Here is an 11995-nt window from a genome sequence, read left to right as displayed (position 1 = left end):
CTTATGCGGGTGTACGGGTGGTCAGTTGCGGCGCCGGTGCCTCGTGCGCCTGCGGGAGTCGCTGAGGGGTGGTGCGGCGGTCGCCGAAGCTCTCGCCCAGCCGGCCCATGAGGTGGATGAGGAGCCCGACCTCATGGTCGGACCAGTCGCTCAGCCGGTCGGCGAGGAGTAGTGAGGTACGCCGGGACAGCTCGTCGAGCCGCTCGTGTCCGGCGGGGGTGAGGCGCAGGATGCGCGAGCGTTTGTCGGCCGGGTCGGGGGACCGTTCGATCCAGCCCCGGTCCGCGACGTGTGCGACATGGCGGCTGGTCACCGACATGTCCACGGAGAGCAGCTCCGCGAGCCTGCTCATGCGCATCTCGCCGTACTTGCCGAGCAGCGTCAGCACGGTGGCGGAACCCCCGTGGCAGTCGGGCGGCAGGATCCGCGCGAGGTCCCTCTTCACCGCACCGATGGCGCTGAGTTGACGAGCCAACTCCTCGTACTGCGCCTGCTCGGCCATCGCCCCTCCGGTGTTCGTTGCTTGGGGCAACCATAAATATGTTGGTTGCTACAGGCAAACTAATTCACGGGGTCGCGCCTTAAAACCTTGGCAAAGGCAAGTATTGGCAAACGTAAACTCGCAGGTGGGAGTGCGGGCCAGGGCGGGCCGTTCCGACCTGTGCGGAGGCCCTGGAGGCGGGCGGGCGGAACCCCCGCACTTGGGCAACCGTCCCGCGTTCGCTAGTGTCCTGGGCCATGGCAAACACCCAGGGCCCCGAGGGCAACCACGACCCCGCGGGAAGCACCCAGATGTTCCGCGCATTCGTCGACGAGGCCCCCCAGGGCCGGCAACAGCAGGCGGTGGCCGCTCCGGCGGGCCCCCGCATCGGCCTGATCATCGGAGTCGTCCTCGCCGTCGCGGTTGTGGCCGCGGTGGCTTGGCTCGCACTCATGTAAACCGTCGTTCCGGTCGCCGACGCGGCGGGCGCCCTTGCCGCTCGTGGCGTCGGGGGTCGCGCGCCGCCGGGCGACGTCAGCCTCACGTGTACGGGACGGGACTCAAGGAGGCGGACGGAGCTGGCGCCCCGCTACGCCCAGTCCACGGACACGTCCCGCGTCTCGATGTGCATGCCCAGCGGCACCCTCCCCCACTCTCGACTTCGCTCGAGCGGGGGGACCCCCATCGCTTCGACGCACACCGTCCAGGTCTTCGTCCGCTCCGCACCCGCGGCGATCGGCGAGGGCAGCTCCTCGCTGGACTCGATCGTCGCCCAGTCGATCCCGAGCGCCCCGATGATGTGCGTCCCGAAGGTCACCGTGCCCGAACGCACCGCCGTACCCCCGGTGTTGCGGAACGAGACGGTGACCTGCTCGCACCACCTGTGATCGGCGCTCACGCGCCCCGGGGTGCCGACGGTGAGTGCGGCAGGCCCCGGCTCCGTGGGGGTCGCAGGAGGTGGTGCGCCGGTCGCCGTTCCCGAGCCGGAACTCCCGCCCGTACGGCCGGAGTCCGCATCGCCCGGCGATGTCGTACGTGCTCCTGCGGGAGCGCCGCTAGTAGCCGATGTCCCTGGCACGGGCGCACCGCTTCCGCCGTCCGAAGCGTCCGCCGCGCCCGAAGTCCCTCTCCCCGCCGCACCCTTGACGCCTTCGGACGTCGAGGCTTCCCCCGGGGGCTCCAGGGGGATCAACTCGACGTCCCCCGTGGGCGCCACCGCTGGGCCCGACGCGGGACGCTGCACGGCGATGTAGCCGCCCCCGCCATCCCCTGCGCCGCAGGCGACGAGCGCGGACCCCAGACACACCACAGCCGCCGAGGCACCCACAAGGGCACCTCGGCGACCACGAATCACACGCATCAACTGTCGACGCAGCATCGCGTCAGTGTGACTGACGCTCCGTCAAATATGAACCCTCGGACGGCCGCTGGGGCTGCCCGCGAAGCGCCTCCCCATCGGCTCAGTCGGAGATGAGCCCTTCCCGGAGCTGCGAGAGCGTCCGGGTCAGGAGCCGGGAGACGTGCATCTGCGAGATGCCGACCTCCTCGCCGATCTGCGACTGGGTCATGTTCGCGAAGAAGCGGAGCATGATGATCCGGCGCTCACGGGGCGGCAGTTTGGCGAGCAGCGGCTTGAGGGACTCGCGGTACTCGACGCCCTCCAGCGCGGTGTCCTCGTAGCCGAGGCGGTCCGCGAGGGAGCCCTCACCGCCGTCGTCCTCGGGGGCGGGCGAGTCGAGGGACGACGCCGTGTACGCGTTGCCGACCGCGAGGCCGTCGACGACGTCCTCCTCGGAGACGCCGAGCGCGACGGCGAGTTCGGCGACGGTGGGCGAGCGGTCGAGCTTCTGGGACAGCTCGTCGCTGGTCTTGGTGAGGGCGAGCCGCAGCTCCTGGAGGCGGCGCGGGACGCGCACCGACCAGGACGTGTCGCGGAAGAACCGCTTGATCTCACCGACGACCGTCGGCATCGCGAAGGTCGGGAACTCCACGCCGCGTTCGCAGTCGAAGCGGTCGATCGCCTTGATCAGGCCGATCGTGCCGACCTGGACGATGTCCTCCATCGGCTCGTTGCGGGAGCGGAAGCGCGCCGACGCGTACCGGACGAGTGGGAGGTTGAGCTCGATGAGGGTGTCCCGGACGTAGGCACGCTCGGGGCTGTTCTCGTCGAGTGCGGCGAGCCGCAGGAACAGGGAGCGGGACAGGGTGCGGGTGTCGATGGCCCCTGAGGTCGCTGGTGCCGGGGCGGCCTGGGGGGCCGGCGCGGCATCGAGGGCCGGAAGGGCCGGGACATCGTGAAGCACGTCGGGCTCTGATTCGCTCTTCGTGAGCGTGAGCACCTTCGAGCTGCCCTGGTCTACGGACATGCCACCCCCTTTGGGTCGCGGACGGTCGCGGCGGACGCTCCCGTCGGAGGAACGCAGCCTCCACCTGAATACCGGAGGCGAGGCCGCGGCAAACGCGGTAGCCGCAGAATGTCACATGTCGGCAACACGCTGAAGTGATATGTCGACACCGAGGGGGTGAATAGGCCCTGGGTAGAGGGGGTCTGACGGTTTTTCAGCGCCGAACAGCCGGAAAAGACGCCGGTGAGCGATTCGCTCTTTCCGGTTACGCCTCGATCCTGTTTGCGGATCGAAGACGCGCGAAGCTACGGGCGAGGAGCCTTGACACATGCATCTGGGATACTCCCAGCTCCGCGCTGATCTGTGACTGCGTCAAATTGCTGTAGTAGCGCAGGAGAAGGATTCGCTGCTCACGCTCTGGCAGTTGCACGAGGAGGTGGCGTACGAGGTCGCGGTGTTCGACCCCGTCGAGCGCCGGGTCCTCGTAGCCGAGCCGGTCGAGCAGTCCGGGCAGCCCGTCGCCCTCCTGGGCGGCTTCGAGGGAGGTCGCGTGGTACGAGCGTCCGGCCTCGATGCAGGACAGCACCTCCTCCTCGGTGATCCGCAGCCGCTCGGCGATCTCGGCGGTGGTGGGCGAGCGCCCGAAGGCCGTCGTGAGGTCCTCCGTGGCGCTGTTCACCTGCACCCACAGCTCGTGCAGCCGGCGCGGTACGTGGACGGTGCGGACGTTGTCGCGGAAGTACCGCTTGATCTCCCCGACGACGGTCGGCATCGCGAAGGTCGGGAACTGCACGCCTCGGTCCGGGTCGAACCGGTCGATCGCGTTGATCAGCCCGATCGTGCCGACCTGGACGACGTCCTCCATCGGCTCGTTGCGGCTGCGGAAGCGGGCGGCGGCGTACCGGACGAGGGGGAGGTTGGCCTCGATGAGCGCGCCGCGCACGCGGCCGTGCTCCGGGGTGCCCGGCTGGAGCCCCTTGAGCTGGCCGAAGAGCACCTGTGTGAGGGCCCGGGTGTCGGCGCCTCGGCGCCGCTCCGGGGCGACGTCCTGGGGCGGGTCCTGGATGACCACGACGTCTTGCGGCGGCGCTTGGGGCGGCGTCTGCGGTGCTTGCGGCGTTTGCAGCGTTTGCGGTGTGTGCGGTGATGCTTGGGGCGGCGCCTGCGGTGAGACCTGGGGCGGGGCCTGTAGCGGTGTCTGCGGCGGGGCCTGCAGTGGCGTCTGTAGTGGTGCTTGCGGCGGTGCTTGAGGCGCAGTACTGGCCGGCACGGTCAACTCCACCTCTATGATCCGTCAGATCCATCAACTCATCCGTCAAAAGCGGTCATAGCATCACAAGACATGTGCACTGTGTGCAAGCACCGCATAACGCCGTGTTGAACGAGATTTAGGGAGAGTTGGGGCCCGAGGCGCAAAAGAGCCCCTCGCCGGCTGCGGCGAAGGGCTCCGGGGTGGTGCGCCTCGGAAGGGCGGGCCGGGCGGCTCAGAACGGGTAGTCGGCGATCACCCAGGTCGCGAACTCGCGCCACAGCGCGACGCCCGCCTGGTGCGCCGGGTGCTCCAAGTACCGCTTCAGCGCGTCGATGTCGTCGACGGCGGAGTTGATCGCGAAGTCGTACGCGATGGGCCGGTCGGTGATGTTCCAGCCACATTCCCAGAAGCGCAGCTCCGGGATCTGCTCGCCGAGCGTGCCGAACGCCGCGACGCCCGCGACGACACTCGGGTCGTCGCGCTCGACACCCTCGTTGAGCTTGAAGAGGACCAGATGGCGGATCACGGGTACTCCCTGGTGGTGCGGTTCTTTTCGCTGACCCGGCGGCTCGGCGCCCGGCTCGGTTCTTGGTCCGGTGCCTGGTTCAGTCCTGGGCCCCGTTGGCGATCCACGTCATGAAGTCACCGACGCCCTGGGCGGCATTCGATATGCCCTCGAACCCTATCTGGACGTAGTCGGCCGCCTTCGCCGGATCCGTGATGATCACGTACAGCGCGAAGACCACGAGCACATAGACGGCGATCTTCTTCGAATTCACCGCCATCGCGGCCTCCCCTGTGCCTGCTGCGCCCGGTGGGCCCCTGGTGACGGCCGCGAGTGTAACCTTCACATCCTCTTTAAGTACCAACGGCCCGCTGGTCGTGGCCTTTTGCCGGGCGCGAACGCAGGAAGGGCCCCGTCTCTCGACGGGGCCCTTCTCAAGCGGTAGCGGAGGGATTTGAACCCTCGGTGACTTGCGCCACACTCGCTTTCGAGGCGAGCTCCTTCGGCCGCTCGGACACGCTACCGAGAGAGACCTTACCCCAAGGTGGGGCGTGCTCCGAAATCCGTTTCCCGCACCCCTGGGGGCTCATCGGGGGCTCATCGGGCCCTCGTCGGGGGAGGCATCGGGCGCGGTCAGCGGTGGCGGAAGAAGTCGGTGAGTCCGTGCGCGCACTCGTCGGCGAGGACGCCCTCGATCACCTCGGGGCGGTGGTTGAGCCGGCGGTCGCGCACGAGGTCCCAGAGGGAGCCGGCCGCGCCTGCCTTCTCGTCGCGGGCGCCGTAGACGACCCGGTCCACCCGGGACTGCACCAGCGCGCCCGCGCACATGACGCAGGGCTCCAGGGTGACGACGAGCGTGCAGCCGGACAGCCGCCACTCGCCCAGCTTGGCGGCAGCCCTGCGGAGCGCGAGGACCTCGGCGTGCGCCGTCGGATCGCCGGTCGCCTCGCGCTCGTTGTGCCCGGTCGCGAGCACCGTCGTACCGTCCGTGGACAGCACGACGGCGCCGACGGGAACATCCCCGCCCTGGACTGCCAGCTGGGCCTCGTCCAGGGCGAGCCGCATCGCGGCCCGCCAGCGGTCGCGTACCGGATCAGTTTGTGGGGTCTCCTTGGCAGTGCTCACCAGGGGAACCTAGCGGAGGAAGCTAACGGACGGTCTCCAGAACCTCCGCGGCTCCCAGCGAGTCGGCGATCGTGCTGAGCGCGTCGCCTTCGTCCAGGGCGAGCAGTTCCTTCTCGCTCACACCGAGATCGGCGAGGATGTCACGGTCCCCGACGGGGCTGTGTGACACGGCCTCGCCGGAAGCGCCGACTTCGTCGTCCTCCTCTTCGGAGTCGCTTTCGTTGTCGGGCTCACCGTCCTCCGTGCCGTCCAGGTCCAGGGAGTCGAGGTCGGCGACATCGTCGTCGCCGGGCTCCCTTCCGAGCAGTTCGTCCGTGAGCAGGATCTCGCCGTACGAACTGCGGGCAGCCGCTGCGGCGTCCGAGACGTAGATACGAGGGTCCTCCTCGCCGTCCAGGCGGAGTACGCCGAACCAGGCGTCCTCCTGCTCGATGAGTACGAGTACCGTGTCGGCCTCCTCCGAGGCTTCACGGGCCAGATCTGTCAGATCCGACAGGGTCTCCACATCGTCCAGCTCTGTGTCGCTCGCTTCCCACCCGTCTTCGGTGCGCGCGAGCAGTGCGGCGAAGTACACCGTGACTCTCCCACTGTCATAGGCGTGCCGGTTGGGGGTCCCCCCGGCGGAGGCTGTGGGCGGGGTGCGTTTCTCCGAGCCCCACCCACTCGGAATCGTGGCAGAAACAGAGCCCTCAGGGGACGTCTTCGGCCTGCTGTGTCTGCCTCTTTTGATCGCTAACAGCGGATCGTACGCGGCCGTCGGCGCCACGTACGCACCTCCCCGCCCTCACGGCGTGGGCGGCGCGCGGGCGGCTCACCAGCGGATGTCGCGCACCCCCACGGCGTGGCCGCCGGTGAAGTGCGCGCAAGCACATGGTGCGGCTGGCGGTGAGGGGCGCGCAAGCACCTCGCGGGGCTGTCGGCGGATGCCGTACACGGGGCGCGCGTGGCTAGCGGCCCAGCCGCGTGGTCACCAGCGGAACGTGCGCATGCGCATGGCGTGGCGCAGCCGGGCGGTCTTGGCGCGGCGGGGCTGGACGCGGTCGCGCAGTTCGCGCGCCTCGGCCAGGTCGCGGAGGAACTGGGCGCGGCGCCTCCGGCGCTCGGCGTCGGTCTCCGGCCGCTCGGGGAACTCCTCTTCCCGGTCTCGCACAGGCTCACCACCCAAAGGTCGGTCCCTCCCACTTTCCCCCTGATGGGCGGTTTGATGCCAGCGGATGGGTGCGGGGGAGTGCCGGACCGTACCGGGCGGGGCAGTGGCGGGCGCCCGGAGCCCGGTTACTGTTGTGGACATGCGTCTCCACGTCGTCGACCACCCCCTGGTCGCCCATAAGCTCACCACCCTGCGCGACCAGCGCACCGACTCCGCGACCTTCCGGCGCCTCGCCGACGAGCTGGTCACCCTGCTCGCCTACGAGGCCACCCGGGACGTGCGCACGGAGCAGGTCGACATCGTGACCCCGGTCTCCCCGACCACCGGCGTCAAGCTCTCCTACCCGCGCCCCCTCGTCGTGCCGATCCTGCGGGCGGGCCTCGGCATGCTCGACGGCATGGTGCGGCTGCTGCCGACCGCCGAGGTGGGTTTCCTGGGCATGGTGCGCGACGAGGAGACGCTCCAGGCGTCCACGTACGCGACCCGCATGCCGGACGACCTCTCCGGCCGTCAGGTGTACGTCCTCGACCCGATGCTGGCCACCGGCGGCACCCTCGTCGCGGCGATCCACGAGCTGATCAAGCGCGGCGCCGACGATGTCACCGCCGTGGTGCTGCTGGCCGCCCCCGAGGGCGTCGAGTTCATGGAGCGCGAGCTGGCGGGCGCACCGGTGACGGTCGTGACCGCGTCGGTCGACGAGCGGCTCAACGAGCACGGCTACATCGTGCCGGGCCTCGGCGACGCGGGGGACCGGATGTACGGGGCTGCCGAGTAACCGACGGCGCCGAGAGGCACGTAGGTACGGACTTCAGCAGCTGTTCTTCGTGGCGGAGGGCGTCGGCCGGGGCTGGGCCAGGACGGCCAGCGCCTTGTCGGCGTCCTCCTTCACTGTCAGGTTCTTGAAGCCGGTGCCGATGATCAGGTCGACCTGATCGGCCTTCGTACGGCCGTCGGTCTTCAACTGGGCGCCGGAGAGCTGGGTGTTGAGCACCGGCAGCGCGGCCTGGGCCGCGCCCTTCGCGCCGAGCAGTATCCCCGCGCCGTCGACCTTCTTGTCGTACGCGCCCGTCGCGTTGCCCACGTCACCGATCCGGAAGCCGCGCTTCTTCAGCTCGTCCGCGGTCTCCTTGGCGAGCCCGCTGCGGGGCGTCGCGTTGAAGACGTTGACGGTGATCTGGCCCGGCTTGGGCAGTGCCTTGGCGGCGGAAACCGCGGAGGCGCTGGAGGCGGTCGCCGAAGGGCTTGCCTTCGACGCGCAGTCCGCCTTCGGGCCTGCCGCCGAGGCCTTGTCGCCGCCCGTGAAGACGTCGATGAGCTGGAGTGTTCCCCATCCGATCAGCCCGAGTGCGGCGACGGAGGCGACGATCAGGAAGGCGAGCCTGCGGCGCCCGCGGGGTCGGCGCATCCGCGGGTACTTGTCCCCCGTGATCCGGTACTGGCCACCCATGCCAGGGGGAGTGAGCATGCTCATGGGCGCAGCGTAGTGCTCCGCGGCGACGATAACTACTAGATGATCATTGTCCCGCGCGCAGTCCAACCCAAAAGGGTCAACAAGGGTCGGTCAGTCCAGTTCCAGGACGCGTGCGTGCAGTACCTGGCGCTGCTGGAGCGCCGCGCGGACGGCGCGGTGCAGGCCGTCCTCCAGGTACAGATCGCCCTGCCACTTCACGACGTGCGCGAAGAGGTCGCCGTAGAACGTGGAGTCCTCGGCGAGCAGTGTTTCGAGGTCGAGCTGGCCCTTGGTCGTCACCAGCTGATCGAGGCGGACCGGGCGCGGCGCGACATCCGCCCACTGCCGGGTGCTTTCCCGGCCGTGGTCGGGGTACGGCCGGCCGTTTCCGATGCGCTTGAAGATCACACGGAAAGCCTACCGGTCAAGACGTTCCGGGCGCAGCCATGGCGACGGAGTGCGACGCTGGAAAAGACGCCGTAAATCAGGGCAAACCGGAAACAGGGGCCTGATATGAGTGACAGCGAGACCGTACCTCCGGCCACTGCCGGGACCGCGCCCGCGGCGACGGGTCCTCGGACCGAGGGGAGCGCTCCCGCGACGGGCGTAAGCGCTTCCGCGACGGCCGGTGGTGCTTCCGAGGCCATTGGTGACGCCGCCGCTCTCCCCAAGGAGGTCCTGGAGATCGCTTCCGGGTACGCCTTCTCCGGGCCCGCCCTCGACCTCGGCGCCCTGCTCTGGGACGCGCGGTGCGTGCCGGACGTACAGATCCGCATTCCGCTTCCGATGCTGAACCGGCACGGACTGGTCGCCGGCGCCACCGGCACCGGGAAGACCAAGACCCTCCAGCTGGTCGCCGAGCAGTTGTCGGCGCAGGGCGTGCCCGTCTTCCTCGCCGACATCAAGGGCGACGTCTCCGGGATCTCGGCGCCGGGAGCCCCGAACGACAAGGTCCAGGGGCGCGCCGCCGATGTGCGGCAGGAGTGGGCGGCGACCGGTTTCCCGGCCGAGTTCTACGCCCTCGGCGGCATGGGGCACGGCATCCCCGTACGGGCGACGATCACGAGCTTCGGGCCGGTGCTGCTGTCCAAGGTGCTCCAGCTCAACCAGACCCAGGAGCAGTCGCTCGGCCTGATCTTCCACTACGCCGACCAGAAGGGTCTGGAACTGGTCGACCTGAAGGACCTGCGCGCGGTCGCCACCTTCCTGACCTCGGACGAGGGCAAGGCGGAGCTGAAGGGGATCGGCGGGCTTTCGACCGCGACGGCGGGTGTCATCCTGCGCTCCCTCACCGCGTTCGAGGCGCAGGGCATGAGCCCTTTCTTCGGGGAACCGGAGTTCGACACGAGTGAGCTGCTGCGGGTGGCGAGGGACGGACGGGGGGTCGTGTCCGTGCTGGAACTTCCTGAGGTGCAGGACAAGCCCCAGCTCTTCTCGACTTTCTTGATGTGGCTGCTTGCTGATCTTTTTCACGACCTTCCTGAGGTCGGTGACTCGGAGAAGCCGAAGCTCGTGTTCTTTTTCGACGAGGCCCATCTTCTTTTCAACGACGCGTCGAAGGCCTTCCTGGACGCCATCACGCAGACCGTCCGGCTCATTCGCTCGAAGGGGGTCGGCGTCTTCTTCGTGACCCAGACTCCGAAGGACGTCCCCGCCGATGTCCTCGGTCAGCTCGGCAACCGCGTCCAGCACGCCCTGCGCGCCTTCACGCCGGACGATCAGAAGGCGCTGAAGGCCACGGTGAAGACCTTCCCGAACTCGCCGTACGACCTGGAGGAGGTCCTCACCGGCCTTGGCACCGGCGAGGCCGTGATCACCGTTCTCAGCGAGAAGGGTGCGCCGACGCCGGTCGCGGTGACGCGGCTGCGGGCGCCGCAGTCCCTGATGGGGCCGGTCGACGCGGGCGCCCTCGACGCGGCGGTGAAGGGGTCGACGTTGTACGGGCGCTACGCGCAGGCGGTGGACCGTGAGTCCGCGTACGAGAAGCTCGCGGCGGGGGAGGCCGCGCGTTCGGGGGCCGCGCGTGAGCCTGCGGCGCCTGACGCCGCGTCGGCCCCCGCGAAGGGGCGGGGCAAGGCGCCCAAGGAGGATGCCTCCGTTGTCGAGCAGGTCGTCGGCAGTGGCATGTTCAAGTCGCTTGCGCGGTCTGTGGGTACGCAGATCGGGCGGGAGATCACTCGGTCGATTTTCGGGACGGCTCGGCGTAAGCGGTAGGGCTACTGGCGGGGGTGTAGGGACCGACCCCGGGTGGCCGCCCCCGGGAGAGGGGCGGCCGCCTTCCGGCTATTTGGCTTCGTTCTGCTTCGGGGGTGTCTTCTGTTGGTCCGGTCCCGGACGGGGCTCCGGCTTCGGGGCGTTGCGTACGGCGTCTGCGCGCAGGAGGGCGCGCAGGATCGCGTAGGGGTCCTTGGGCATGCGTTTGTCCTTGCGTTCGCTGGTGAGTGACGGGTCCGGAGGCCGGGACCGTCAGCAGCGCAGGACCACGCAGCGCAGTGCGTGCAAGGTGGGGGAGGGCGGCGGGGGCGCGGGTACGGGGTGGGGGTGGGGGTGGGGGTTCGGTTCCGGGTGGGGCGCCTTGGCGTGGGGTGCGGGGCGCAGGGGGGTGCCGGAACGGTGGCCCTGGCGGGCGGGTGGGCGCAGGGCTGTGTCGAGTACGTCGGGTTCGGCGGCCGGGGCGGGTGGGCCCGGCGGGCCGGGCGGGCCGGCGGGGGCTTCGGTGGTGATCGCGCCGGGGGGTGCGGCGAGCAGCGTCGGGTGCGGGGTCGTCGCGAGTATCGCGACGACCAGTAGGACGAGCACCCGTAGCTTCATGTCACGTCATGTCCCCATCGGGGGCCGGTGGTTCATCGGGGGACGGTGAGATCCGCCCTCTTGGCGTACGGGGCGGGCGCGGTGTTGACGACGAAGTGCCGTGTCGTCAGAGGGCGCGGGGGACATGGTGGGCCAGTGTGCGGATCCGGAACGCCGTGACGATCTCGGTGATGCCCACCGCGAGGAGCCAGAGGCCGCCCACGAGGGTGAGGACGGCGACCGACTCGAAGGGCGACACGATCAGGACGATGCCGGCGAGGAAGCTGACGATTCCCAGGAAGATCTGCCAGCCGCGGGCCGGGACGCCCGGGTCGGAGGCGGCGGCCATGGTCTGGGTGATCCCGCGGAACAGCCAGCCGATGCCGATCCACAGGGCCAGCAGCAGGATCGACTGCATCGCGCCGCGGAAGCAGAACAGGCCCAGCAGGATGGACAGGGCGCCGCTGATGAACGCCATCGTCCGGAGGGATGTCGCCGCGTGTGTGCCGAAGGCGGAGACCAGTTGCAGCACGCCGCTGACGAGCAGGTAGAGGCCGAAGAGGACGCCTGCGGCGAGGATTGAGGCGCCCGGCCAGACCAGCACCATGACGCCCAGCGCGAGCGTGGCGACTCCTGCGGTCAGGACCGCTTGCCAGGCGCTGCGAGTGAGGAGGTTCAGGGGGCCTTCGAGGGGGGTGGGGGGCGCGTCTCTTTCCTCGGTCATGCCTCATGCTGGGGACGGTGGTGGGGGCCTCGCCACCGGGGTGGACCGAGTGGTGGACGCCGGGTGCGGTCTGCTGTTCGCTGTCCGGGTTGTGGGTGGGTCGGGGGCGTGCCGGTACGTCCCGCCCGTCGCCGCCGGATCAGGCGTTGGGCAGGATGCGACGGGTCCGGTGA

17 protein-coding genes and 1 tRNA gene are annotated in these 11995 nt (G+C 69.6%); 3 read left to right on the top strand and 15 right to left on the bottom strand.

Features of this window, described 5'->3' with window-relative positions:
- Position 1: 1 nt before the first annotated feature.
- Positions 2 to 502: a MarR family transcriptional regulator gene (locus AB0N66_RS29235; protein WP_365440560.1), complete on the bottom strand. Its 501-nt coding sequence runs from the start codon at positions 500 to 502 to the stop codon at positions 2 to 4.
- Positions 503 to 738: 236 nt separating this feature from the next.
- Here AB0N66_RS29235 and AB0N66_RS29230 point away from each other — a divergent pair, with 236 nt between their 5' ends.
- Positions 739 to 939, top strand: a complete 201-nt coding sequence (locus tag AB0N66_RS29230) for a hypothetical protein (protein ID WP_365440558.1) — start codon at positions 739 to 741, stop codon at positions 937 to 939.
- 131 nt (positions 940 to 1070) lie between these two features.
- Here AB0N66_RS29230 and AB0N66_RS29225 read toward each other — a convergent pair whose 3' ends face one another.
- The 9 genes from AB0N66_RS29225 to AB0N66_RS29185 all read right to left on the bottom strand — a co-directional run bounded on the left by AB0N66_RS29225 (position 1071) and on the right by AB0N66_RS29185 (position 6858).
- On the bottom strand, positions 1071 to 1379 hold the full coding sequence (locus AB0N66_RS29225) for a hypothetical protein (RefSeq protein WP_365440556.1): 309 nt from the start codon (positions 1377 to 1379) through the stop codon (positions 1071 to 1073).
- A gap of 562 nt (positions 1380 to 1941) precedes the next feature.
- Positions 1942 to 2847 (bottom strand): RNA polymerase sigma factor SigF, encoded by a 906-nt coding sequence (locus tag AB0N66_RS29220; RefSeq protein ID WP_365440554.1) that lies wholly within the window; start codon positions 2845 to 2847, stop codon positions 1942 to 1944.
- 244 nt (positions 2848 to 3091) lie between these two features.
- Entirely contained in the window at positions 3092 to 3898 is an 807-nt protein-coding gene (locus AB0N66_RS29215) for an RNA polymerase sigma factor SigF (RefSeq protein WP_365440552.1), read from the bottom strand.
- A 412-nt stretch (positions 3899 to 4310) separates the two neighbouring features.
- Positions 4311 to 4604, bottom strand: a complete 294-nt coding sequence (locus AB0N66_RS29210) for a Dabb family protein (RefSeq protein WP_365440550.1) — start codon at positions 4602 to 4604, stop codon at positions 4311 to 4313.
- Between the two features lie 79 nt (positions 4605 to 4683).
- A complete protein-coding gene (locus AB0N66_RS29205; RefSeq protein WP_365440548.1) occupies positions 4684 to 4863 on the bottom strand; it encodes a hypothetical protein in 180 nt (59 codons plus the stop codon).
- 159 nt (positions 4864 to 5022) lie between these two features.
- Positions 5023 to 5107, bottom strand: a tRNA-Ser gene (locus tag AB0N66_RS29200).
- Between the two features lie 109 nt (positions 5108 to 5216).
- On the bottom strand, positions 5217 to 5648 hold the full coding sequence (gene tadA, locus AB0N66_RS29195; RefSeq protein ID WP_365440844.1) for a tRNA adenosine(34) deaminase TadA: 432 nt from the start codon (positions 5646 to 5648) through the stop codon (positions 5217 to 5219).
- A gap of 82 nt (positions 5649 to 5730) precedes the next feature.
- Positions 5731 to 6282, bottom strand: coding sequence for a hypothetical protein (locus tag AB0N66_RS29190; protein WP_365440546.1), 552 nt, complete (start codon positions 6280 to 6282; stop codon positions 5731 to 5733).
- Between the two features lie 393 nt (positions 6283 to 6675).
- Positions 6676 to 6858, bottom strand: coding sequence for a hypothetical protein (locus AB0N66_RS29185; protein ID WP_365440544.1), 183 nt, complete (start codon positions 6856 to 6858; stop codon positions 6676 to 6678).
- 139 nt (positions 6859 to 6997) lie between these two features.
- On the opposite strand from AB0N66_RS29185, the gene upp reads away from it, so the two are divergent.
- On the top strand, positions 6998 to 7633 hold the full coding sequence (gene upp / locus AB0N66_RS29180) for a uracil phosphoribosyltransferase (RefSeq protein WP_365440542.1): 636 nt from the start codon (positions 6998 to 7000) through the stop codon (positions 7631 to 7633).
- Between the two features lie 33 nt (positions 7634 to 7666).
- Here the strand turns inward: upp and AB0N66_RS29175 are convergent, their stop codons facing one another.
- Both AB0N66_RS29175 and AB0N66_RS29170 read right to left on the bottom strand, forming a co-directional pair.
- Entirely contained in the window at positions 7667 to 8305 is a 639-nt protein-coding gene (locus AB0N66_RS29175; protein ID WP_365440842.1) for a LytR C-terminal domain-containing protein, read from the bottom strand.
- A 114-nt stretch (positions 8306 to 8419) separates the two neighbouring features.
- Positions 8420 to 8716, bottom strand: coding sequence for a type II toxin-antitoxin system VapB family antitoxin (locus tag AB0N66_RS29170; protein ID WP_003999914.1), 297 nt, complete (start codon positions 8714 to 8716; stop codon positions 8420 to 8422).
- A gap of 105 nt (positions 8717 to 8821) precedes the next feature.
- Between AB0N66_RS29170 and AB0N66_RS29165 the strand changes: the two genes are divergently transcribed.
- Entirely contained in the window at positions 8822 to 10522 is a 1701-nt protein-coding gene (locus AB0N66_RS29165; RefSeq protein WP_365440540.1) for a helicase HerA-like domain-containing protein, read from the top strand.
- A 69-nt stretch (positions 10523 to 10591) separates the two neighbouring features.
- Here AB0N66_RS29165 and AB0N66_RS29160 read toward each other — a convergent pair whose 3' ends face one another.
- The 3 genes from AB0N66_RS29160 to AB0N66_RS29150 all read right to left on the bottom strand — a co-directional run bounded on the left by AB0N66_RS29160 (position 10592) and on the right by AB0N66_RS29150 (position 11822).
- Entirely contained in the window at positions 10592 to 10723 is a 132-nt protein-coding gene (locus AB0N66_RS29160) for a hypothetical protein (RefSeq protein WP_365440538.1), read from the bottom strand.
- 51 nt (positions 10724 to 10774) lie between these two features.
- On the bottom strand, positions 10775 to 11119 hold the full coding sequence (locus tag AB0N66_RS29155) for a hypothetical protein (protein ID WP_365440536.1): 345 nt from the start codon (positions 11117 to 11119) through the stop codon (positions 10775 to 10777).
- Between the two features lie 106 nt (positions 11120 to 11225).
- Positions 11226 to 11822, bottom strand: coding sequence for an HdeD family acid-resistance protein (locus AB0N66_RS29150; RefSeq protein ID WP_365440534.1), 597 nt, complete (start codon positions 11820 to 11822; stop codon positions 11226 to 11228).
- Between the last annotated feature and the right edge of the window lie 173 nt (positions 11823 to 11995).

The sequence above is a fragment of the Streptomyces sp. NPDC093544 genome, from assembly GCF_040683495.1.
Taxonomy (GTDB): domain Bacteria; phylum Actinomycetota; class Actinomycetes; order Streptomycetales; family Streptomycetaceae; genus Streptomyces.
Note: the sequence above shows the minus strand (reverse complement) of the source record. Positions and strands in the feature narration are given on the sequence as shown.

Excerpts from the sequence above, each read along its gene's own strand:
- AB0N66_RS29235 (WP_365440560.1), bottom strand. The coding sequence starts at position 502 with ATGGCCGAGCAGGCGCAGTACGAGGAGTTGGCTCGTCAACTCAGCGCC.
- AB0N66_RS29230 (WP_365440558.1), top strand. The coding sequence starts at position 739 with ATGGCAAACACCCAGGGCCCCGAGGGCAACCACGACCCCGCGGGAAGC.
- AB0N66_RS29220 (WP_365440554.1), bottom strand. The coding sequence starts at position 2,847 with ATGTCCGTAGACCAGGGCAGCTCGAAGGTGCTCACGCTCACGAAGAGC.
- AB0N66_RS29205 (WP_365440548.1), bottom strand. The coding sequence starts at position 4,863 with ATGGCGGTGAATTCGAAGAAGATCGCCGTCTATGTGCTCGTGGTCTTC.
- tadA (WP_365440844.1), bottom strand. The coding sequence starts at position 5,648 with ATGCGGCTCGCCCTGGACGAGGCCCAGCTGGCAGTCCAGGGCGGGGAT.
- upp (WP_365440542.1), top strand. The coding sequence starts at position 6,998 with ATGCGTCTCCACGTCGTCGACCACCCCCTGGTCGCCCATAAGCTCACC.
- AB0N66_RS29175 (WP_365440842.1), bottom strand. The coding sequence starts at position 8,305 with ATGGGTGGCCAGTACCGGATCACGGGGGACAAGTACCCGCGGATGCGC.
- AB0N66_RS29165 (WP_365440540.1), top strand. The coding sequence starts at position 8,822 with ATGAGTGACAGCGAGACCGTACCTCCGGCCACTGCCGGGACCGCGCCC.
- AB0N66_RS29160 (WP_365440538.1), bottom strand. The coding sequence starts at position 10,723 with ATGCCCAAGGACCCCTACGCGATCCTGCGCGCCCTCCTGCGCGCAGAC.
- AB0N66_RS29155 (WP_365440536.1), bottom strand. The coding sequence starts at position 11,119 with ATGAAGCTACGGGTGCTCGTCCTACTGGTCGTCGCGATACTCGCGACG.
- AB0N66_RS29150 (WP_365440534.1), bottom strand. The coding sequence starts at position 11,822 with ATGACCGAGGAAAGAGACGCGCCCCCCACCCCCCTCGAAGGCCCCCTG.